Origin of the sequence: Allobranchiibius sp. CTAmp26, from assembly GCF_017565405.1 — a bacterium.
In the GTDB taxonomy this organism is placed as follows: Bacteria; Actinomycetota; Actinomycetes; order Actinomycetales; family Dermatophilaceae; genus Allobranchiibius.
Window position 1 is genome coordinate 1 of the sequence record NZ_JAGEKR010000011.1, and the last position, 20,833, is coordinate 20,833.

General features: G+C 70.7%; 18 protein-coding genes. 9 read left to right on the forward strand and 9 right to left on the reverse strand.

Features of this window, described 5'->3' with window-relative positions; all coding sequences use genetic code 11:
* Positions 1-123 precede the first annotated feature (123 nt).
* The 3 genes from J4030_RS08100 to J4030_RS08110 are packed head-to-tail and all read right to left on the reverse strand — an operon-like array spanning position 124 to position 3,002.
* Entirely contained in the window at positions 124-1,239 is a 1,116-nt protein-coding gene (locus J4030_RS08100; protein WP_208048724.1) for an ABC transporter substrate-binding protein, read from the reverse strand.
* A 48-nt stretch (positions 1,240-1,287) separates the two neighbouring features.
* Positions 1,288-2,157 (reverse strand): ABC transporter permease, encoded by an 870-nt coding sequence (locus tag J4030_RS08105; protein ID WP_208048725.1) that lies wholly within the window; start codon positions 2,155-2,157, stop codon positions 1,288-1,290.
* Positions 2,154-3,002, reverse strand: coding sequence for an ABC transporter ATP-binding protein (locus J4030_RS08110; RefSeq protein ID WP_208048726.1), 849 nt, complete (start codon positions 3,000-3,002; stop codon positions 2,154-2,156). The genes J4030_RS08105 and J4030_RS08110 overlap by 4 nt, the downstream gene beginning before the upstream one ends.
* 136 nt (positions 3,003-3,138) lie before the next feature.
* Here J4030_RS08110 and J4030_RS08115 point away from each other — a divergent pair, with 136 nt between their 5' ends.
* The 3 genes from J4030_RS08115 to J4030_RS08125 are packed head-to-tail and all read left to right on the forward strand — an operon-like array spanning position 3,139 to position 6,091.
* The gene (locus tag J4030_RS08115; protein WP_208048727.1) at positions 3,139-4,752 is read left to right on the forward strand and encodes a sensor histidine kinase; all 1,614 of its coding nucleotides are present in this window, start codon (positions 3,139-3,141) and stop codon (positions 4,750-4,752) included.
* Positions 4,749-5,441 (forward strand): response regulator, encoded by a 693-nt coding sequence (locus J4030_RS08120; RefSeq protein WP_243763058.1) that lies wholly within the window; start codon positions 4,749-4,751, stop codon positions 5,439-5,441. Before J4030_RS08115 ends, J4030_RS08120 begins: the two co-directional genes overlap by 4 nt.
* Before the next feature lie 59 nt (positions 5,442-5,500).
* Positions 5,501-6,091 (forward strand): 4'-phosphopantetheinyl transferase superfamily protein, encoded by a 591-nt coding sequence (locus tag J4030_RS08125; RefSeq protein ID WP_208048728.1) that lies wholly within the window; start codon positions 5,501-5,503, stop codon positions 6,089-6,091.
* On the opposite strand, the gene J4030_RS08130 is transcribed toward J4030_RS08125, so the two are convergent.
* The 5 genes from J4030_RS08130 to J4030_RS08150 all read right to left on the reverse strand — a co-directional run bounded on the left by J4030_RS08130 (position 6,051) and on the right by J4030_RS08150 (position 13,609).
* The gene (locus tag J4030_RS08130; RefSeq protein ID WP_208048729.1) at positions 6,051-7,355 is read right to left on the reverse strand and encodes a M1 family metallopeptidase; all 1,305 of its coding nucleotides are present in this window, start codon (positions 7,353-7,355) and stop codon (positions 6,051-6,053) included. The two genes, J4030_RS08125 and J4030_RS08130, sit on opposite strands and share 41 nt — an antisense overlap.
* Positions 7,352-11,242: a Pls/PosA family non-ribosomal peptide synthetase gene (locus J4030_RS08135; protein ID WP_307864614.1), complete on the reverse strand. Its 3,891-nt coding sequence runs from the start codon at positions 11,240-11,242 to the stop codon at positions 7,352-7,354. Before J4030_RS08135 ends, J4030_RS08130 begins: the two co-directional genes overlap by 4 nt.
* Positions 11,243-11,405: 163 nt before the next feature.
* On the reverse strand, positions 11,406-12,188 hold the full coding sequence (locus tag J4030_RS08140; RefSeq protein ID WP_208048730.1) for a hypothetical protein: 783 nt from the start codon (positions 12,186-12,188) through the stop codon (positions 11,406-11,408).
* A 62-nt stretch (positions 12,189-12,250) separates the two neighbouring features.
* Positions 12,251-13,006 carry a hypothetical protein gene (locus J4030_RS08145; RefSeq protein WP_208048731.1) on the reverse strand — a complete coding sequence of 252 codons (756 nt, stop codon included), beginning with the start codon at positions 13,004-13,006 and terminating at the stop codon, positions 12,251-12,253.
* Positions 13,007-13,153: 147 nt separating this feature from the next.
* Positions 13,154-13,609 carry a MarR family winged helix-turn-helix transcriptional regulator gene (locus J4030_RS08150; protein WP_208048732.1) on the reverse strand — a complete coding sequence of 152 codons (456 nt, stop codon included), beginning with the start codon at positions 13,607-13,609 and terminating at the stop codon, positions 13,154-13,156.
* A 90-nt stretch (positions 13,610-13,699) separates the two neighbouring features.
* Between J4030_RS08150 and J4030_RS08155 the strand changes: the two genes are divergently transcribed.
* The 6 genes from J4030_RS08155 (at position 13,700) to J4030_RS08180 (ending at position 20,444) form a co-directional block, all read left to right on the forward strand.
* Complete coding sequence (locus J4030_RS08155) at positions 13,700-15,586, forward strand: ABC transporter ATP-binding protein (RefSeq protein WP_208048733.1); 1,887 nt, start codon at positions 13,700-13,702, stop codon at positions 15,584-15,586.
* Positions 15,587-15,771: 185 nt separating this feature from the next.
* Entirely contained in the window at positions 15,772-16,614 is an 843-nt protein-coding gene (locus J4030_RS08160) for a UbiA family prenyltransferase (protein ID WP_208048734.1), read from the forward strand.
* Positions 16,611-17,774 (forward strand): NAD(P)/FAD-dependent oxidoreductase, encoded by a 1,164-nt coding sequence (locus J4030_RS08165; protein WP_208048735.1) that lies wholly within the window; start codon positions 16,611-16,613, stop codon positions 17,772-17,774. The genes J4030_RS08160 and J4030_RS08165 overlap by 4 nt, the downstream gene beginning before the upstream one ends.
* A complete protein-coding gene (locus J4030_RS08170; RefSeq protein ID WP_208048736.1) occupies positions 17,771-18,868 on the forward strand; it encodes a type III polyketide synthase in 1,098 nt (365 codons plus the stop codon). Before J4030_RS08165 ends, J4030_RS08170 begins: the two co-directional genes overlap by 4 nt.
* Positions 18,865-19,413, forward strand: a complete 549-nt coding sequence (locus J4030_RS08175; protein ID WP_208048737.1) for an isoprenylcysteine carboxyl methyltransferase family protein — start codon at positions 18,865-18,867, stop codon at positions 19,411-19,413. The genes J4030_RS08170 and J4030_RS08175 overlap by 4 nt, the downstream gene beginning before the upstream one ends.
* Entirely contained in the window at positions 19,410-20,444 is a 1,035-nt protein-coding gene (locus J4030_RS08180) for an NAD(P)/FAD-dependent oxidoreductase (RefSeq protein WP_208048738.1), read from the forward strand. Before J4030_RS08175 ends, J4030_RS08180 begins: the two co-directional genes overlap by 4 nt.
* A gap of 15 nt (positions 20,445-20,459) precedes the next feature.
* On the opposite strand, the gene J4030_RS08185 is transcribed toward J4030_RS08180, so the two are convergent.
* A complete protein-coding gene (locus J4030_RS08185) occupies positions 20,460-20,720 on the reverse strand; it encodes a WhiB family transcriptional regulator (protein ID WP_243763063.1) in 261 nt (86 codons plus the stop codon).
* Positions 20,721-20,833: the final 113 nt, after the last annotated feature.

Consider the following 20,833-nt stretch of genomic DNA (forward strand, 5'->3'; position numbering starts at 1 on the left):
CTGGGCGGCGGGACCGAGGTCAGGGGCTTGCCGATGTGCTGAGCCCACGAGTCGTCGACACCGGGATAGTTCGGCACCTTGCGGAAGCGGTCGTAGGCGATCAGAGCCCTCGTGCGTTCTCGGTCAGCCGGTGGCGCCGGCCGGGGTGGTGGTCACCTTCGTGCCCTCCAGCTTGTTCGCCTTCATCGCGTAGGTGTTGGTGAACGTACCCCCGATCGTCACCTTCCCGACGTTGACCCCCAGCTGCTTCTCCATGGCGTAGACCGTCTTCGGGCCGCCGGCGGGCATGATGCCGTCAGGCAGGAACTGGCCCTTGTCGGTGGTGAGGCCGGCGATGTACTGGGCCTTGGTGATCGTGGGGTTGGACGTGAATTCCGGGGGAAGCGCGTTCGCGATGTCCGCCGCCGAGTGGGTGCTGATCCAGTGCATGGTCGCGACCAGGGCGTCGACGACGCTCTGGGTCGCGCCCTCGTGCGACTTCACCCAGCTGGCGTTCGCCAGGACACCGGCGGCCGGCCACGCGCCGCCGAGGGCCTTGGTGGCACCGGCGGTCGTCGCGAGGTCGAGCGCGGAATACCCGAGCTTCTTGGACTCCAAGGCACCGACGGTCGGTTGGGTGGTCATGACGCATTGGGCGGACTTGCGCTGGATCGCCGCGACGGCGGTCGAGCCGGCACCGACGGCGAGGGTGTGGTAATCGCTGTGTTTGACGCCCTTCTGGGCCGCGAGGAACTGCGTCAGCTCGTCGGTGCCGGATCCGAGGTCGGTCACGCCGAGCGTCTTGCCCTTGAAGTCCGCGGCGCTGTGGACACCGCTGCCGTTCCCGCACATCTCACGCTCGCCGGGCGCTCCGGAGAGCTGGACGATGTCGATCACGTCCTTGCCCTTGGCCTGGAAGTCGATCGTGTGGATGTACCACGCGCCCGCCATGTCGACCGACCCGGAGGCCATCGCGTCCTCGGCGCCGACCCCTCCGTTGCTCTCCGTCGACAACTCGACCTTGACGCCGTACTTCTTGTAGAAGCCGAGGTTCTGAGCGAGCTGGTAGGGCAGGTAGATCTGCTTGTCGATGCCGCCGACCATCAGCTTCACGGTGGGCAAGGAGCCGCCCTTCGATCCGCCCGAGCTTGCGGAGCCAGAGCCGGAGCCGGAGCCGGAGCCGGAAGTGGAGCTCCCGCAGGCGGTGACGCCGAGGGCGAGCGCTCCTGCCGCAGCGATCGCGATCGCGGACTTGTACATGGGGTGGGTTCCTTTCGTAGGGACTGACGGTGAGGTGAGGAGGGTCATTCAGATCGCCTGTGCTTCAGAGCGATTCGGCGGGCGCCAGGACAGGACGCGCCGTTCCAGGAGGGTGATGAGGTACTCCGCGGCGAGCGTGACGACGCCCATGATCGCCATGCAGGCGAAGACGGTGTCCGGGTCGAAGTTGCCCTGGGCCACCTTGATGATCAGACCGATCCCGTGCTGTGCCCCGAGCACCTCCTCCACGAGCGCGCCGATGATGGCGAAGCCGAACGCGGTGTGCAGGCTCGCGATGATCCAGGTCAATGCCGACGGGATGGTGACGTGGCGGGCGATCTGCAGGGGCGACGCCCCGAGGACCCGGATGTTCGCGATCAGGTTCTGGTCGACCTCGCGCACTCCCTGGAAGGCGTTGAAGAAGACGACGAAGAAGACGAGGACCGCGGCCAGCAGTACCTTGGGGAAGGTGCCGAGGCCGAACGCGACGATGAAGATCGAGCCCAGGATGATCCGCGGAATCGAGTTGAGGACCTTGATGTAGGGGCCGAACACCTCGGCGAGGAGGCGGTTTTGACCGAGGAGCAGACCGATGACGACCCCGGTGCCGGTGCCCAGGAGGAAGCCGTAGAGGGCCTCCTTGATGGTCACCCACAGGTTCAGCCAGATCGATCCGAACGCCGTCCCGGCGGTGAACAGATGCACCAAAGCCTGCCAGACGGCGGTCGGCTGACCGAAGAAGAACTTGTCGAGCCAGCCCACCTCGGTGGCAATCTGCCAGCTGCCGAGGAAGACGACCGGCACCAGGATCCGGCCGATCCACACCCGCTGGGTGTGCCGGCGCCGGGCTCGACGCGACGCGGCCTGCGCGTCGGTGTCGCTCTCGATGGCCTTGGTGGCGGGGATCGTCGAACTCATGCCGCACCTGCCGTCGCCGCGTACGCCCGCTCGACCTCGTCCTTGAGGGAGGACCAGATCCGGTCCTGCAACTCCAGGAACCGGGGTTCGTGCCGGATCGTCTGGACGTCGCCGCGCGGCCGCGGCAGGTCGATGTCGAACGAGTGCTTGATCGAGCCGGGGCTGCTGGTCATGATCAGCACCCGGTCGGAGAGCGCGACGGCCTCGTCCAGGTCGTGGGTGATGAAGAGCACGGACGGGCGCAGCTGCTCCCACAGCCCGAGCAGCTCGGTCTGCATGATCGCCTTGGTCTGTACGTCGAGGGCGCCGAACGGCTCATCCATCAGCAGGATCCGCGGTTCGTTGATCAGGGCTGCGGCCATCCCGACCCGCTTGCGCATTCCGCCGGACAGCTGGTGGGGGTAGCGGTCCTCGAATCCTGAGAGGCCGACCCGTCGCAGCCAGTCCCGCGCCAGTGAGGAGGCCTCCTTCTTGCCCATCCCGCGCAGCGTCGGCCCGGTCATCACGTTCGCGAGTACCGTCTTCCAGGGGAAGAGGGCGTCCGCCTGGAACATGAAGCTGACCCCGTCGGTGATCCCGTCCACCGGCTGACCGCCGACCGTGACGGTGCCCGCGCTCGGCCGCTCCAGGCCGGACACTTGACCGAGGGTGGTGGACTTGCCACATCCGGTGGGTCCGACGATCGCGCAGAACTGACCGGGCTCGATCACGAAGCTGACGTCCTGGATCGCGGTGAAGACCTCACCGTTCGGGGTGAGGAATCGTTTGGTCAGTCCTGAGATCTCGATGCGGGCCGCGTCGCCGTGGGCCATGTGCGAGTTCCTTCCGTTCTGCGGGGTGGGCATTCCGCAGAACGTAGGTTCGTGACGCAGGTCACGTCACGGTTGCGGTCGAATCGCTTCTTAACCCTCGTTTTCGGGGGTTTTGCGCATTGTGCGCACGCAGCTTGTCCGTGGGCGTGACCGCGATCACAATGACGGCGTGCGAACCAGGATGCGCAAGCTGTCGAGCCAGATCCTGATGGCTCAGCTGGTGATCCTGGCTGCGACCATCGTGATCGGCTTCCTGCTGTTCGCCTACGGCGAGCGCGCCCACCTCGACCGGCAGTACGAGGCGCGCGCCGGGTCGATCGCCTCTGCCGTCTCCGCCGTGCCGTCGATCCGCAGCTGCATGGCGCACGAGGTGCCGGGGTGCACCGCAACGATCCAGGACATCGCGACGACGATCCGGAGCAAGACGGGCGCGTCGTACGTCGTGGTGATCGACATGCACCGGGTGCGTCACTCCCACCCGAATCCGGCGCTGATCGGGCAGCCGGTGACCGAGCCGATCGTGACCGTCGACGGCCAGGTCCACCTGGGTGCCGACAACGGCAGCACCGGGCGTTCGGCGAACGGCAAGGCGCCGCTCTACAGTCCCGCCGGACGGATGGTCGGCGAGGTCTCCGTGGGCATCAAGGAGAGCTCGGTGTCGAGTGCTCTGGCGAAGCAACTTCCCTCGTACGCAACGTGGTTCGCCATTGCGCTGGCGCTGGGAACCCTCGCGTCGTTCGGTCTCGCCGCGCACCTGAAGCGCCGGACGTTCGGCCTGGAGCTCGATGAGATCTCGCAGCTGCTGCAGGAGCGGGAGGGCATGCTGCACGGCATCCGGGAGGGCGTCATCGCCTTCGACCGGCGCGATCGGGTCAGCGTCGTGAACGACGAGGCGCAGCGACTGCTGGGGTTGCGCGTGAGCGCCATCGGGCAGCACCTGAACGACGTACTGCCCGACGGGCGCCTGCGCGACGCGTTGGCAGGTCGAGGCATCAGAGGGGACGACATCGTCCTCACCGACGACCTGTGCCTGGTGATCAACCGGATGCCGGTCACGGTGGCCGGACGCCCGCACGGGGCGGTCGTGACGCTGCGGGACCGCACCGAGGTCGCCGGGCTGCGCAGCGAACTGGACGGCGAACGGGGGCTCACCGACTCCCTGCGAGCCCAGCAGCACGAGTTCGCGAACCGTCTGCACGCCGTGGCCGGGCTGCTGCAACTGGGCTACCCCGACGAGGCGCTGGACTACGTCCTGCAGATCCAGGGGACGGCCGCTGACTTCGACAACTCGCTGCGCACGCACATCGAGGCCCCCCAGATCGTCGGGCTCCTGTTGGGGAAGGCGGCCGAGGCGAGCGAGCGCGGCATCGATCTGGTGATCGCCCCGGAGACCTGGCTCAGCGAGTCGCCCGAGAAGGTGCAGGCGCTGACCAGCATCCTCGGCAACCTGATCGACAACGCGTTCGCCGCCCTCGCCACCGTGCCCGCGCCGCGCAGCGTCGTCATCGCCATCGTCGAGGACGAGCGCGAGGTGGTGATCACCGTCGCCGACAACGGTCCCGGCATCCCCGAAGGCAGCGAGCGGATGATCTTCCGGGACGGGTACAGCACGAACGATCAGGCCGGGGCTCGTCCCCGCGGCCTGGGGCTCGCCCTGGTCGAACGGCTCGTCACCAAGCTCGGCGGCTCGACCATCGTCTCCGGGGGGCCCGGTGCCACGTTCACCGTGCGGCTGCCGGTCGGTCAATCGGCCGTGTCCGTCGGCAGCGGAGCTCCCGAATGAGCGAGGGCCTGCTCGGCGTCGTCATCGTCGACGACGACTTCCGGGTCGCGGACATCCACGGCGCCCTCGTCCAACGCGTCCCCGGGTATCACGTCGTGGGGAAGGCGCACACCGCGGCGGAAGCGGTGGATCTGACACGGACGTTGCGCCCGGACCTGGTCCTCATGGACATCTACCTCCCGGACGGCAACGGGCTGGACGTCCTCCGGACATTGCTCGACGAGCCCGATCCTCCTGCCGTCATCGTCATCACGGCTGCCCGCGAGATCGCCTCGGTCCGGGTGGCGATGCAGCTGGGGGCGGTGCACTACCTCGTGAAGCCCTTCGACTTCAGCCTCCTGACCGAGCGGCTCACGGCGTACCGGCATTTGCGGCGCCACCTCGCCGGGCTGCGGGGCGATCCTGTGCAGTCCGAGGTGGACGAACTCTTCCGGATGCTGCGTTCGAGCGCCTCGCCGACGCCCCGACCCACGAAGGGACACTCCGCCCCGACGCTGGAACTGGTGCGCAACGTCGTGCGTGCCACGACCAGTGACGTGTCGGCCGCCGAGGTCGCGCAGGAGGTCGGGATCAGCCGCGCCACCGCGCAGCGGTATCTGAACTACCTCGAGCAGCACGGTCTCGTGCGGCTACGGCTGAAGTACGGCGCCGCAGGCCGGCCCGAGCACCGCTACCACCCGAGCGGGTAGCGAGTGGCGCGCCGCGGGCCTGCTTGCGCGAGCGACGTTCTCACCGTTGACTCTCCACCGTGTCAGCCCTGAACGATCACCGGCTCCCGAGGCCGGAGTCGACAGAGGGCATCACCCTCCTGCACGGCACGGACGGCACGCCGGTCAGGGATCTCGTGCGCGATGGACTGGCCGGGTCGGGTCTCGACCCGGACGACGTACGCGTGGCGCACCTGTGCCCGCGGTGCGGCGGATCGGCGCACGGGCGACCGTTCCTGGTCGGCCCGGACCGAGCGCCGTACCTCGGCGTCTCCCGCACGGAGGGCCTGGTCGTCGTGGCCCTCGCGCAGGTGCCGGTCGGCGTCGACGTGGAGCCGGCCGATCGGCACGTGTCGTCGTCGGTGAGCGCGATGATCCTGCACCCGGACGAGCGTGGTGACCCGCTGCGCAGCTGGGTGCGCAAGGAGGCCGTGCTCAAGGCGACCGGTGAAGGGTTGACCACGCAGCCGTCCAGCCTGTCGGTCGAGGGTGGGGCGGTGCGGCGCGGCGGGCTGACTGTCCTGGTCCGGGACGTCGACGTCGACGGCTACGTGATGGCTCTCGCGGTGGTCGCCGATGCCTGGCCGCAGGTCAGGATGCGGGCGGCAGGGGAGGAAGCTCCGGCTCGGTGAGCCACGCGTCGAGGAGTACGTCGACGGCGTCGCCGGGCGCGCGGCGTACGTGCTCGCGGAACATCTCGGTCGAGACGGTGGAGTGGGCGTGCTCGCTCACCCACGACCGCAGGAGATCGAAGAAGACGTGGTCGCCGAGGGTGAGCCGCAGGCTGTGCAGCAGCAGGGCACCGCGCTTGTAGACGCGGTCGTCGAACATCTTGTCCGGTCCCGGGTCGGCCAGCACGAGCTCCTGGTCCGATCCGGCCAGCAGACTCCAGTGCTCCTCGGCCCGCTCCTGGGCAGAGCCCCGGCAGGAGGCCTCCGACCACAGCCACTCGGCGTAGCAGGCGAACCCCTCGTGCAGCCAGATGTCCTTCCACGCACCGAGGGTCAGGCTGTTGCCGAACCACTGGTGCGACAACTCGTGGGCGATCAGCCGCTCGGCGTCCCAGGCGGTCGTGAGGAAGTTGGCGCCGAACGTCGACAGGCTCTGCGACTCCAGCGGGATCTCCAGGTCGTCCTCGGTGACGACCACCGTGTAGCTGTCGAACGGGTATTCGCCGAAGAGCTGCGAGAAGGTCTCGAGCATCTGCGGTTGCCGACCGAACGCCGCGTCGTAGCGATCGGTGAGCGCGGCGGGGACGGCCGCCCGCAGCGGGACCACGGACTCGAAGTCGAACAGCTGGTAGCGACCGATCTGCACCGTCGCCAGATAGCTGGCCATCGGCTCGTCCTGCACGTACTCCCACGTCGTCGTGCTGGCGCGCGGTGTCGTCGAGACGAGTCGCCCGTTGCTCACCACGGTGTACGTCGATCCGACAGTGAGCCGAATCCGGTAGGAGGCCTTGTCGGACGGTCGGTCGTTGCACGGGAACCAGGTCGGAGCACCGTGGGGTTGCGCCGCCACGATGACGCCGTCCTCAAGTTCCTCCCACCCCGCTTCGCCGAGGGTCCTCTTGGAGAGCGGACCGGGGCGCCCGCCGTACTGCACCCGCACGACGAACTGCGCCCCCGCCTCGATGTCGCACTCGATCGAGAGACGGTTGCGACCGTGCCGGTGCTTGGCCCGTACGCCGTCCACGAGCACCTTCTGCACGTTCAGCTTGTGCAGGTCGAGGTGGATCCGCTCCGTCGCCTCGGGCGCGCGACAGGTGAGCGTGGCGGTGCCGTCGAGGGTGTTCCCGTCGACGCGGTAGCCGAGTTCGAGGTCGTAGCGCAGGACGTCGAACCCGAGATCGCCGTGACCGGGGACGTACGGGTCGGCATCGTCGCGGAACATCATGCGCGGGTGTCCACGTGGTCGTCGTCCGCAGCGGGAGGAGACGATTCGTCGGCCCAGGGCCCGATCGGGTTGCCGATCCATCGGGTCTTGTCGGGCACGGACTCGCCCCTCATCACCAGTGACACCGGGCCCACCGTAGCGTGGCGACCGAGCCGGGACGCGGGCAGGATCACGCTGTTCGGGCCCAGCGTGGAGCCGGTCTCCAGCACGACCTCGTCGATGCTGAGCACGCGATCGTGGAAGAGGTGGGTCTGCACGACGCAGCCCCGGTTGACGGTCGCGCCGTCGTGCAGGTGGACCAGGTCCGGCTCGGGCAGCCAGTAGGTGTCGCACCAGACGCCGTGCCCGATGTCGGCGCCCATGCTGCGCAGCCAGGTGTTGAGGACCGGAGTGCCGAGGGCGGCGCGCGCGAACCACGGTGCCGCCACGGCCTCCACGAACATGTCGGCGAGTTCGCTGCGCCACACGAACGAGCTCCACAGCGGATGGTCCACGGCCTCGATGCGCCCGACGAGCACCCGCTTGACCAGGCTCGTGATCGCGGCGGCGAGCGCGCCCACCACCATGAGCACCGGACCCGCGAGCAGCAATGCCACCCAGGGCACCGCACTGCCCAGCGCCGCGGCGAGCGCGAACGCGGTGGCCGCGCCCAGTGCCGAGCTCACCACGGGCGCCAGGAGTCGGCACGCCTCGACGAGACCCCGCGCGACCAGCAGCCGACGGGACGGGCGGTAGGTACGGCTGTCGTCGGTGTCGGACTTCGGGCGGCGCAGCAGCACCGGAGGACTGCCCAACCAGGACGACCCGGCTTTGGCCTCCTTGCGCTGGGGGACCGCGGACAGGACGGCGACCAGGGCCTTCTTGGGCACTTTGCGACCGGGGGCGGCCATCCCCGAGTTGCCGACGAACGCGCGCTTGCCGATCGCGGTGCGCTCGACGCGCAACCAGCCGCCGCCCAGTTCGTAGCTGCCGATGAGGGTGTCGTCGGCGAGGAAGGACTCGTCGCCGATCCTCGTGAGGTGCGGGATCAAGAGGACGGTGGACGCCTCGACGCGGCTGCCCACCGTGGCGCCGAGCAACCGCAGCCACCCCGGCGTGAGCGAGCCGGCGTAGAGGGGGAACAGCCAGGTACGCGCCTCGTCGAGCAGCCGGATCGTCGCCCACGCCTGCCACGCCGGACGGCTGTGGACGGGGTGTCCGCCGGGCTCCACCCGCACGCTGAGCAGCCGGGTCAGCGCGGCGATGAGGAGGGCGAGCGCGAGCAGCCCGATCAGGGTGCCGAGGACGACGACGGCGGGCGCGACGCGGGCCAGGGCGGCGAAGGAGTCCGCGCCGTGCCAGAGCGGCCAGGTGGCGATCAGCCCGATCGCACCGGCGACGAACGGCAGCAGGGCGATGACGTTCGCCGCGACGGCGTACGCCACCGTCCAGGCCGGGCGTCGCGGCGGCCGCGCCGGTGACCACGGCCCACGGGTGGGTCCGATGGGCCGGGCGGGCGCGCCGCTCCAGTACTCCCGCTTGCCGATCCGTCCCAGGACCGCCGAGCCAGGCGCCACCTCCGCGTGGGCGGCGATGACCGCGCCCGGAGCCAGCGTGGTGCGGGTGCCGACGCGTGCTTCGGCACCGACCCTGATCGCGCCGAGGTGCAGCACGTCGCCGTCCAACCAGTGACCGCTGAGGTCCACCTCGGGCTCGATCGAGCAGCCGCGGCCGAGCCGGAGCATGCCGGTGATCGGGGGCAGGGAGTGCAGGTCGACGTCGCGTGCGATGCGGGCTCCCAGCGCACGCGCGTACCAGGGCATCCACGCAGCGCCGGCGAGGTTGGCCGCCCCCAACTCGTCGGCGATCCGCTCGGCTAGCCAGACGCGCAGGTGCACCCGTCCGCCGCGCGGGTAGTCACCGGGTTCGAGGTCGCGCAGCAGCAGCCGGGCCGCTGCCGCCGACAGGGCCATCCGACCCGGCGCCGCGACGAAGAGCAGCCAGCCCGCGGCGATCCACCACCAGGACGTACGGGGCAGGAACGTGAGTCCGAACATCGAGGAGGCCAGCGTGCTCACCCCGGCCACCCACGTCACCCACCGCAGTCCGGGCAGCACCCGCAGCCCCACCGTGAACGCCACCTGCCCCCGTTGGGTCTTCCTCGGGGTCGGTCGGACCGCGCGCCGCTCTTGCTGCTCGCCGACGGCCAGGGTGTCGAGGTACGCCGCCAACGCGCCCAGCGTCTCCTGCTCGTAGAGATCGGCGACGGTGACCTCGGGATAGCGGCTGCGCAACCGGGAGGTCACCTGCGCCGCCGTGAGGCTGCCCCCGCCGAGGTCGAAGAAGTCGTCCGCGGGGGAGTCCGCGGAGGCGCCGATCACCTCCAGCCAGATGTCGCGGATCCAGTGCTGGGTCGGGGAGAGGGTCGTCGTCGACGGGCCGGCCGTCGCGGCGGGCAGCGGCCACGGGAGGGCGTCGCGGTCGATCTTCCCCGAGGTGCGCGTCGGGAGGTCCTCGACCACCGCCAGTCGCGGGACGAGGGCGGCCGGCATCCGGCGGCGCAGGAGCCGGGTGGCGTCGGCCGCCCGGAATCCTGGCTGGGTGGCGATGTACCCGACGAGGAGCTGGTTGCCCGCTGCGCTGCGTCGTACGGCGGCCGCGGCACCGACCACCCCGGGGAGTAAGAGCAGCGCGTTGTCGACCTCGCCCAACTCGATGCGCCGACCGCCGAGTTTGATCTGGTCGTCGGCCCGGCCCGCGAACATCAGACCGTCCTCGTCGTAGACCACGCGGTCGCCGGATCGGTACGCGCGGTCCCACCCGAGGGTCGGGAACGGCGCGTACTTCTCGGCGCCCTTCTCCGGGTCGAGATAGCGCGCCAGGCCGACGCCGCCGATGATCAACTCGCCGATCTCGCCCGGTGCGACGTGGCGGCCCGCGGTGTCGACGACGGCGAGATCCCAGCCGTCCAACGGCAGCCCGATCCGGACCGGCCCCTCGGCCGTCAGCTGCGCACCGCACGCGACCACGGTGGCCTCGGTGGGGCCGTAGGTGTTCCACAGTTCCCGGCCCGGGCGGGCCAGGCGGGCGCCGATCTCCGGGGGACAGGCCTCGCCGCCCATGATGAGCAGCCGCACCCGGTCCAGCGCATCGGTCGGCCAGAGCGAGACCAGGGTGGGCACCGTGGAGATGACCGTGATGTCGTTGGCGACCAGCCACGGGCCGACGTCGACACCGCTGCGCACCAGCGAGCGCGGTGCCGGCACCAGGCAGCCGCCGTGTGCCCAGGCCAGCCACATCTCCTCGCACGACGCGTCGAAGGCGACGGACAGGCCGGCCATGACCCGGTCGGTCTCGTTCAACGGATCCGGTTGCAGGAAGAGTCGCGACTCCGCGTCGACGAACGCCGCCGCCGAACGGTGGGAGACCGCCACACCCTTGGGGCGCCCGGTCGAGCCGGAGGTGAAGATCACCCAGGCGTCGTCCCCGGGCGCCGGATCCTGGGGCTCGACGGGCGGCATGCCGAGGCGCCGGTGGGAGACGGCGCCTTCCGCTCCGACCACCGCCGCGACCTCGGCCTCGTCGAAGACGGTGCGGGCGCGCTCGTCCGGGTCGTCGACGTCGACCGGCACGTAGGCCGCGCCCGCGAGGAGGATGCCCATGATCGAGATGTAGAGATCGAGCGTGCCGGACGGCACCCGGACACCGACCTTGTCGCCGCGACCCACCCCGCCGGCGTTGAGGAGTTGCGCCAGCTCACCGGCAGCGGTGTCGAATTCCGCGTACGTCATCACCTCGACGCCGTTGTCCAGGGCGGCCGCGTCCGGGAACGCGACGACCACCTCCCGGAACACCTCGACCAGCGTGCGCGGGTCGGGCGCGGCGGCTGACCGGATCAGCGCGGACACACCACTCCTTCGGCTCGAACGGCGGCGCAGACAGGCCGGTGCCGCAGTCTTTCGAGCGAAGATGAACAGAAGGAGTCAGGTCGGGACGGCCCTTCGGTGTGACGAGGCGGTCAGGACGGAGCCGCAGGTGGGATCGCCCACCTGCGGCTCCGTCGAGCCCGGGTCAGCGGTGGCTGCTGACGAGCCTCTGGCGCAGGTGGGCCTGCTGCTTCGCGAGGAGCCCGGATACCTGTGGGTCCGACAGGTAGGCGTAGTCGTACCCGAGGACGTCGAGCATCGGGAAGGCGTCACTTGCCGAGGCGCCCACCAGTTGAGGCCCGTCTCCCTTGGCCACGCCGCGGGCGGGCGTCGAGCCGGAGTAGGCGACGAAATAGCCGACCTTGCCGGCCTGGGAGAAGCACTGCTGGGAGATCAGCAGCCGCAGTGACGAGCGTGACCTGACGGTCGCCGTCGTCGCGTTCGCGTACTTGTTGCAGGTCGCCACGCTCCAGTACCTGGCGGTGTGGCTGACCTGGTGGACGTAGAGGTACGCGCGTTCGTCGTCCGGCGGGAACGCCGGGCTGAACATCCGGCTGTTCACGTCGACGTACCGGTCGTACTTCGACAGCGGCACGCCCTTCTTGGCGAAGTAGGCGATGAGGTAGGACCAGTGACCGGACGCGACCGGGTAGCAGGTCGTGCGCAGTTCCGGTCCGACGACTCCGGGCGGCGAGAACGCCGGGATGACCACGGCCTGGGACGGGTGGGCCTGGACCACCTTGACCTCGGCCCGGGCGTGCGCGTCACACGTCGCGCGGCTGGTGAACTGAGCCTCGCGGGTCGTGCCGTGGTAGTAGACCGAGTTCTTCTCCGTCGCCGCGGAAGCGCGTGCCGGCGACACCGTCCAACCGCTGAGCGCGCTGCCGGCCGCAGCGACGACCAGGGCGGCCCCCCATGCTTTCTTCATCCGATCCGTTCCTCCCGAGACGTGGGCCGCGAGGCCCGATGGCGTGGTGGTGTGGCAGGTCGTCAGCGACGTGACGTCGGGCTGGTCGCGCCCCACACGTAGGTGGTCTCCCCGTAGACCACCCGGTAATCGCGGGCGGCCGACGAGGTGTAGGTGTACGACGCGGTGCCTTTGGCGCTGCTCGTGATGTTCTTCAGGGCCGTCCAGGCCGTGCCCCCCACGGCGCGGTACTGGATGACGCCGTTCTCGCCGGCCCAGACGATGTTCTCGTCGCGGGAGGTCGAGTAGCGCACGACGCGCGTGCTGAGGGTGACCGTGTTGCCCTTGCGGCTGCTCGACAACCCGGCCCAGGACCCCACCTTGACCGTCGTACGCGGAGCGTTCTGGGCGTAGTCCCGCTCGTTCTCGCTGTCCGCATCGAAGGCGACGTCGCCCAACCAGGTGCGCGTGCCCAGGGGAGTGAAGGAGAACACCTCCCAGGAGGAGCGGTTGGAGAAGTCGAACGAGATGTAGTCGACCGGCGCCCGCTCGGGGCCGATGTACCAGCCGGCGATCGTGCTCGGGTGGGCACTCACCGCGCATCCGCCGGTCACCCGCACCGGCACGGCGGTGCCGGGCCGCACCACGCGCACCGCGGCAGGCACGACGAGCGAGCAACTGCCGTACGGCCCCGCGGATTTCGCGTGGGTCCGCACCATCGCGCGAACGGCGGCACCCGGGACCGGATGGTGTCCGCCCGCGGCAACTGCCGGAGCGGCCAGGGCGACACCCAGGGCCGCGACGACGGGAACGACTGTGATCGCGCTACGACGGATCATCGATGGCTCGCTTTCCTGGTCGGCTTCGCCCCCTGCGAAGACCGGCTGAGCCAGATCGTAGGGGTCCGCCGGCTGTCGCGGGGCCGAATGGCAGGACGTGTCGCGATCGTTGTCCGGGCCCCGTCCGGCATGCGCCCGGTGGACCCCTCAGGCCTGCGGTCCGGCAGGATCGGACGCCTCGAGCGCGGACCGCAGCAACCGCGCCAAGGTCGCCCGCTCCGCGTCCGTGAGGGATGCGAAGTGCCGGTCGCTGACCGTTGCCCGGGCGCGCTCCAGGGTGCGGCGCAGCGCCCTGCCGGCGGGGGTGAGACGCAGGTCCACGGCGCGGCGGTCATGCTCGCTGGGACGACGTTCGACGAGTCCGTGCTCTTCCAGCGCGTCCACGACGTCCGTGGCCGACCGGGGCGCGATACCCAACTGCGCCGCCAGGTCGGACAGGCGCAGACCGTCGCCGTCCTCCGCGCCCGATCGGACGATGACGCCCATCGCGCGGGACTGGTGCGGCGACAGGCCGTAGGGCTCGAGCGCCTCGCGGTGCGCTCGGCGCAGCACGCGGGCGGTGCGCAGCACCAGCTCGCTCAGCCCGGCCTCCTCGGTGGTCATCCGGGAATGGTACGTCGAATGCCGTTGTTACTTCATTGTGAGGTAACCTCAGCAATAGGGGGATCGCCTCTTCATCGGAAGGAGGGTCGTATGACGACACCCACCACATCTCGTACCCGCACCGGCGCCACCGGTGCCCCCGGACCCGGCCAGCGCGCGTCCCTGCAGGTCAGCGCCGCCGACACCGCCCAGTTGCAGGACTACCCGGTCAGCGCCCGGAGGGTGCTCGCCCTCTTCGCGCCGTACCGCCGGCCCCTGCTCGGCGTCACCTCGATCATCGTGGTCAGTGCGCTCCTCGGGCTGGCCTCCCCGTTCATCCTGCGCGCCCTCATCGACCAGGCGATCCCCCAGCAGGACGTGCGACTTCTCACCCTGCTCGTCGGGTCGATGCTCGCGATCACCGCGGTGACCCAGCTGCTGGGCGTGGTGCAGACCTACGTCTCCACCCGCATCGGCCAGCAGGTGATGCACACCCTGCGGACCCGGCTCTTCACCCATCTCCAGCGGTTGCCGCTCGGCTTCTTCACCCGCACCCGAGGCGGTGAGCTGCAGTCGCGCATCACCAACGACGTCAACGCGATGCAGTCCGTCGTCACCGACACCGCCACCTCGATCGCGACCAACGTGACGACCACCATCGGGGTCGCCGTCGCGATGGTCGCGCTGTCGTGGCGGCTGTCCCTGATCAGCCTGGTGATCCTGCCGCCGGCGATCTACCTGACCCGCCGCGTCGCCCGACTGCGCAAGTCGATCCAGACCCGTGCCCAGCGCTCACTGGCCGACATGCAGACCCAGATCGAAGAGTCGCTGTCGATCTCGGGGGTGCAGCTGGCCAAGACGCTGGGATCCGGCCCGATGCTGTCGCGCCGGTTCGAGCAGACCTCCCGGGAACTGACCGAGCAGGAGCTGCAGTCCCAGATGGCCGGCCGCTGGCGGATGGGGTCGATGGCCCTGATCTTCGCCGCGATCCCGGCGTTCATCTATCTGGCAGCCGGGCTCCCGGCGACCGGGCGCGGGATGACGATCGGCACGCTGGTCGCCTTCACCGCGCTGCAGACCTCCCTCTTCCGCCCGGTGATGGGCGTGCTCAACGTCGGCATCCAGGTCACCACCTCGATGGCCCTCTTCAGCAGGGTCTTCGAGTTCCTGGATGCGCCCGTCGAGATCGACGACCCCGTCACGCCGAGCGGCCCGGTCCCGACCTCCGTGCGCGGCGAGGTGCGCTTCGACGGGGTCGGCTTCCGCTACCCCGGCTCCCCGGAGGACGCGCTGGGCGACATCGACCTGCGGCTGCCTGCCGGTGCGCGGGTCGCCGTGGTCGGCAGCACCGGATCCGGCAAGTCGACGCTCGCCGCGCTGGTGTCCCGCCTGCACGACCCCACCGTCGGGCGGGTGCTCATCGACGGGCACGACCTGCGCGACCTGCCGCTCGCGTACGTCGCGGCAGCCGTGGGTGTGGTCTCGCAGGACACCTACCTGCTGCACGCCTCGATCGCCGACAACCTGCGCTACGCCAGGCCGGACGCCACCGACGAGGACCTCGTCCGCGCGGCGCGTGCGGCGCAGGTGCACGAGCTGATCGAGGCGCTCCCCGACGGATACGACACGGTGGTGGGCGCTCGGGGATACCGCTTCTCGGGCGGCGAGAAGCAGCGGATCGCGTTGGCGCGCACCATCCTTCGCGACCCGCCGATCCTGGTGCTCGACGAGGCGACCAGCGCACTGGACAACACGACGGAGCGCGCCGTGCAGGAGGCGCTCGACGAACTGAGCGTTGGACGGACGACTCTCACGATTGCGCACCGACTCTCCACCGTGCGGCACGCGGACCAGATCGTGGTGCTGGACCACGGCCGCATCGTGCAGAGCGGTCGCCACGACGAGCTGCTCGCGGCGGGCGGCCGCTACGCCGAGCTGGTCCGCGACGCCGAGACCGGTGAGCAGGCGGAGGGCGACCTGGTCGGCGCGGCGGGCTGATCCGCCCGCGGCGGTCGGGACGCTGCGGGACAAACGGATGCCCTGGTCCGTTATGCGGAGCATCGGACGGGTACTGCACCTGCAGGTGAACGGCGCGATGCCCGACGCCGGGAGCGGGGCCGCTGTGCGAGCTGTCGGTGCCCCGCGGCTTACTGTGAGGACCTGCGGACAGGAAGGACGCACAGATGGCGGTTCGGTCTCGGGTCACATCCCCAGACACTGTGCTGCCCGTGCTGCCCCTGCTGCGTTCCGCCCACCTGGGGCCCGGACTCGCCGTCACCACCCTCACTGCCCTGCTCGGCTCCTCGGCCCGGCTGCGCCCGCGCGAGATCGCCGGGAGCACCGCCGCCGTCTTCCTGGGGCAGCTGTCGATCGGCTGGGGCAACGACCTGGTCGACGCCGCCAGGGACCGCGCGGTCGCCCGTGCCGACAAACCCCTCGCCGCCGGTGAGGTCGGGATGCCGGTCGTCGCCGGCGCAGTGGCGGCCTCGCTCGTCGGGTGTGCCATCGCCTCCGCACGTCTCGGCCGTCGCAGTGCGCTGACCCACCTCGCCCTCGGTGTGGGCCCGGCCCACGCCTACAACCTGGGTCTGAAGAGCACGGTCTGGTCGTGGGTGCCGTACGCCGTCGCCTTCGGCTCGCTGCCCTCCGTGGTGAGTCAGGCCGGTGGCGACCGGCGCCGCTCGCCATTGTGGATCACGGCACCGGCCGCCGCCCTCGGGGTCTGCGCGCACATCCTCAACGCCCTCCCGGATCTCGCGCAGGACGACGCCACCGGGGTGCGCGGCCTGCCGCACCGGCTGGGTGCGCGGCGCGGACAGCAACTGGCGACCGGGCTGCTGGGTCTGGCGTCCGTCGCGATCGTGCTGGGCCCGACGGGGTCGCCCTCGCCGGCCGCGTGGTCGGCGCTCGCCGCCAACGGCGCCCTCGGCGCGGTCGCGTTGCGCGGCACCGGCCGCACTCCTTTCCGGGCCGCGATCGCCATCGCGCTCATCGACGCCGGCCTGCTGGTGTCGGGCGCCCGATGACCACCCACGACCTGGTGATCGCGGGAGGCGGTCCCGCCGGCGCGGCGGCCGCGCTCGGCGCGTTGCAGGCCCGACCCGGGATGTCCGTGGCGCTGCTGGACCGTGCCGACTTCCCTCGTGACAAGACCTGCGGCGACGGGATCGCACCCGAGGTGTTCGACCTGCTGAGCGAGGCCGGCGTCGAGGATGTCGCCGAGGGCTGGGCCCCGGTCGACCGCCTGTCCATGCGGCGGGGCGAGCGGGTCGTCGAGCGCACGATGGCCAGGTCGACCTGGGTGATCCCGCGGGCCGTCTTCGACCACCGGCTGCACCAAGCAGCCGTCCGGGCCGGAGCTCAGCCGCACACGCACCGCGTGACCCGGGTGGCCGTCGGAGCGGACGAGGTGCAGGTCGACGAGCGGTTCAGCGCTCCCCTCGTGGTCGGTGCGGACGGTGCGCACTCCGTCGTACGCCGTGCCATCGGGCTGCCGCCGGGGCCCACAGCGTTCGCTCTGCGCGGCTACGCACCCACGACCGCGCATCGCGGCGGCACCCAGGCGATGGTCTTCGGGGAGACCCGCCAGCCGTCGTACGCCTGGTCGTTCGACCGCGGTGACGGCCTCGCCAACGTGGGGTACGGCGAGGTGCAGGCACCGGGCGCGCCGCGCCTGTCGCGATCGGAGCTGATGGCGCAGATCGAGCAGCTGCTGCCGGGGTCGACCACCGACGGCACGCAGTGGAAGGGCGCGCACCTGCCGCTGTCCGCGTGGGGTGCGCAGGTCGCCGACGGCCGTGTGGCGCTGGTGGGTGACGCCGCGGGAATGGTGAATCCGATGACCGGAGAAGGCATCTACTACGCCGTGCTGACCGGTTTGCTCGCCGGCCGGGCCGCCGCCGCAGCCCTGGACGCCGGCGACCCACAGCTCTTCGGCCGCGATTACACCCGCGGCGTCCGCACGATTCTGGGACCGCATCTGCGGCACAGCGCTCTAGCGGCAAGACTGTGTCGCAGCGGTCGGCTGCTGGACGCCGGGGTCCGGGCCGCGCAGTCGGATCAACGGGTCTTCGACGATCTCGTCGACCTCGGACTGGCGAACGGCAGGATCACCCCGGTGGTGCTGCGGCGCCTCACTCGCCACCTTCTCGGAACGGCAACCCAGCGGACGGAGCTTTCGGGATGACGGTGCAGATATTGAGCTCGCGGGGCGCGTTGCCGCCCCACCGGTACTCCCAGCAGCACATCACCGACACGTTCCTGGAGTCGATGGTGCCCGGCACCGACGAACGTCTCGTACGCCGCTTCCACGGCAATGCCGGTGTCGCGTTTCGGCATACGGCCGTCCCGTTGGAGGAGTACGCCGCGCTCGCGGACTTCGGAGCGGCCAACGACACGTTCATCCGGGTGGCCGTGGAGCTCGGGTCGCAGGCGGTGCTCGACGCGTTGAAGGCCGCGGGTCTCGAGCCTGGTGACGTCGACGTGATCATCTCCGCCACCGTCACCGGCCTGGCGGTGCCGTCGTTGGACGCCCGCATCGCCGCGACGATCGGGTTGCGACCGGACGTCGTGCGGGTGCCGCTGGTCGGTCTCGGATGCGTCGCCGGCGCGGCGGGCGTCGCCCGCCTGGACGACTTCCTGCGCGGACGGCCGGACGCCGTCGGTGTCCTCGTGGCGGTCGAGTTGTGCTCGCTGACGCTGCAGCGCACCGATCGGTCGCTGCCGAACCTCGTGGCCAGTGGCCTCTTCGGTGACGGTGCGGGCGCCGTGGTGGCGGCCGGAACCCGTCGTGCCGCCTCGCTCGCAGACCGCATCACCCGCGAACCGGTCCAACCGCGCATCCTCGCGACCCGCAGTCACCTCTACCCCGACTCGGAGCGCACCATGGGCTTCGACGTGACCAGCTCCGGCCTGCGGATCGTGCTGGACGCGGCGGTGCCCGACATGGTGCGCACCTACCTCGGCGACGATGTCGACGCGTTCGTCGCCGACCACGGCCTGACCCGCGCCGACATCGGCTGGTACGTCGCGCATCCCGGTGGCCCCAAGGTCCTCGAGGCCATGCAGGACACCCTTGGAGTCTCTGCGGATGCCCTTGCGGTCACCTGGGATTCGTTGTCCCGCGTCGGAAACATGTCGTCGGTGTCGGTGCTGCACGTGCTGACCGACACGCTCGCGGACCGACCACCCGAGCCAGGCACCTACGGACTGATGATCGCGATGGGGCCGGGCTTCTGCTCGGAGCTGGTGCTCCTGCAGGCGCCGGAGATCGCGGCATGAACAGCGAGATCGCCTACACCGTCCTGGTGCTGCTCGTCGGCCTGGAACGCGTGGCGGAACTCGTGGTCTCCAAGCGCAACGAGGCCTGGTCGATGGCGCGCGGCGGGCGGGAGTTCGGCGCGCGGCACTACCCGCCGATGGTCGTGCTGCACACCGGGTTGCTGGCGGGCGCGCTGATCGAGGTGTGGGTGCGGCGACCGCACGTCGACGCGTGGTTCGCGGTGCTGATGGTGCTGGTCCTGCTGGCCTCCCAGGCGCTGCGCTGGTGGTGCATCACCACCCTCGGCCACCGCTGGAACACCCGGGTGATCATCGTGCCCGGACTGGCGCCGGTCGCCGCCGGTCCCTACCGGTTCTTCTCCCACCCCAACTACGTGGCGGTCGTCGCCGAGGGGATCGCGCTGCCGTTGGTGCACGCCGCCTGGATCACCGCTCTCGTCTTCACCGTCCTCAACGCCTGGCTGCTCACCGTCCGCATCCGCTGCGAGAACGCGGCATTGGCCCAGCTTCCTTCTCCTGCAGCCGTCTCCGTGTCGAACCGATGAGCGACCACAGAGGTCTTCTTGTCGCCGGTGGCGGGCCCGCGGGTCTCGCCACAGCCCTGTACGCGGCCCGCGCCGGTCTCGACGTCACGGTCTGGGAGCCGCGGGCGGGCAGCATCGAGAAGGCCTGCGGCGAGGGACTGATGCCGGCTGCGCTCACGGCACTCCTCGACCTCGGCGTCGACCCGCCGGGTCACGACCTGACCGGGATCCGCTACATCGCCGGGGGGTCGGAGGCGCAGGCGTCGTTCGCCGCGGGCGACGGGCGCGGCGTCCGTCGTACGACGTTGCACGACGCGCTGCGCACGGCCGTCGAGGCCGCGGGGGTGCCGATCGAGCACCGTGCCGTCAAGGACATCCGACAGGACGACCGCCGGGTCGTCGTCGACGGCGTCTCCTTCGGTCATCTGATCGCGGCGGACGGGTTGCACTCGGGCATCCGGCGTTCGCTGGGCCTGGACCGGGAGGCGCGGGGTCCGGTGCGGTTCGGCCTGCGCACCCACTTCGAGATGGCGCCGTGGAGTTCGTTCGTGGAGGTGCACTGGTCGCCGCGGTGCGAGGCCTACGTCACGCCGGTCTCGGACGATGCCGTCGGCGTCGCGGTGCTGACGTCCGGGAAGGGGACGTACGCCGACCACCTGGCGCAGTTGCCGCAGGTCGCCGAGCGGGTCGCCGGTTCTACCCACGACAAGATCAGCGGCGCCGGTCCGCTGCGCCAGCGCAGCACTGCCCGGGTCGCGGGGCGGGTGCTGCTGGTCGGGGACGCCTCGGGCTACATCGACGCACTGACCGGGGAGGGCATCGCCCTCGGGATGGCACACGCCCGCGCCGCGGTCGAGGCCGTCGCTGCGGGGCGACCGCAGGACTACGAACGCTCCTGGCGCACCGCGACCTGGCGATACCAGGCGCTCACCGCGGGTCTGCTGCGGGCGACGCGGGTGGGCGTCGTACGCCGCACGATCGTGCCCGCCGCGCGGCGTGCGCCATGGCTCTTCGACGCGGCCGTCAACGCCCTCGCCGGCTCGCCGTCCTGATCGGGGCCGAGACTCTCACCACTCCAGCGAACCGGCCGCGCGCACCTTCCCGCCCCAGACGCCGACGCGCTCGAACTCACTCACCTCCATGCACTGCACCCGCACCGGGCAGGCGAGGCAACGGTGCCCGGCCGCCTCGCGTTCGGAGCGGATGTTGCTGGTCCACAGCTTCGGAGTGATCTCGCACGGCACCTGTCGGTCCGCGCTGCGCACGGCGCGCAACGCGGCGTGCAGTCGCTGTCGTGCGCCCTCTGCCTCCATCGACTCCACACGCATGGGGTCCACTTCCCTCCACGGCTACCGCCGGCGTCCTGCACCGACGGACGTGGGTACCGGATACCCCGCCACGACGGGTTGAACCATTACCGGGCCGTTCGATTTCGCGCGGG

Bases quoted from the DNA above. Each gene is read 5' to 3' on its own strand.
- J4030_RS08100 (WP_208048724.1), bottom strand. From the start codon at position 1,239: ATGTACAAGTCCGCGATCGCGATCGCTGCGGCAGGAGCGCTCGCCCTC.
- J4030_RS08105 (WP_208048725.1), bottom strand. From the start codon at position 2,157: ATGAGTTCGACGATCCCCGCCACCAAGGCCATCGAGAGCGACACCGAC.
- J4030_RS08110 (WP_208048726.1), bottom strand. From the start codon at position 3,002: ATGCCCACCCCGCAGAACGGAAGGAACTCGCACATGGCCCACGGCGAC.
- J4030_RS08120 (WP_243763058.1), top strand. From the start codon at position 4,749: ATGAGCGAGGGCCTGCTCGGCGTCGTCATCGTCGACGACGACTTCCGG.
- J4030_RS08130 (WP_208048729.1), bottom strand. From the start codon at position 7,355: ATGATGTTCCGCGACGATGCCGACCCGTACGTCCCCGGTCACGGCGAT.
- J4030_RS08140 (WP_208048730.1), bottom strand. From the start codon at position 12,188: ATGAAGAAAGCATGGGGGGCCGCCCTGGTCGTCGCTGCGGCCGGCAGC.
- J4030_RS08145 (WP_208048731.1), bottom strand. From the start codon at position 13,006: ATGATCCGTCGTAGCGCGATCACAGTCGTTCCCGTCGTCGCGGCCCTG.
- J4030_RS08150 (WP_208048732.1), bottom strand. From the start codon at position 13,609: ATGACCACCGAGGAGGCCGGGCTGAGCGAGCTGGTGCTGCGCACCGCC.
- J4030_RS08155 (WP_208048733.1), top strand. From the start codon at position 13,700: ATGACGACACCCACCACATCTCGTACCCGCACCGGCGCCACCGGTGCC.
- J4030_RS08160 (WP_208048734.1), top strand. From the start codon at position 15,772: ATGGCGGTTCGGTCTCGGGTCACATCCCCAGACACTGTGCTGCCCGTG.
- J4030_RS08165 (WP_208048735.1), top strand. From the start codon at position 16,611: ATGACCACCCACGACCTGGTGATCGCGGGAGGCGGTCCCGCCGGCGCG.
- J4030_RS08170 (WP_208048736.1), top strand. From the start codon at position 17,771: ATGACGGTGCAGATATTGAGCTCGCGGGGCGCGTTGCCGCCCCACCGG.
- J4030_RS08175 (WP_208048737.1), top strand. From the start codon at position 18,865: ATGAACAGCGAGATCGCCTACACCGTCCTGGTGCTGCTCGTCGGCCTG.
- J4030_RS08180 (WP_208048738.1), top strand. From the start codon at position 19,410: ATGAGCGACCACAGAGGTCTTCTTGTCGCCGGTGGCGGGCCCGCGGGT.
- J4030_RS08185 (WP_243763063.1), bottom strand. From the start codon at position 20,720: ATGCGTGTGGAGTCGATGGAGGCAGAGGGCGCACGACAGCGACTGCAC.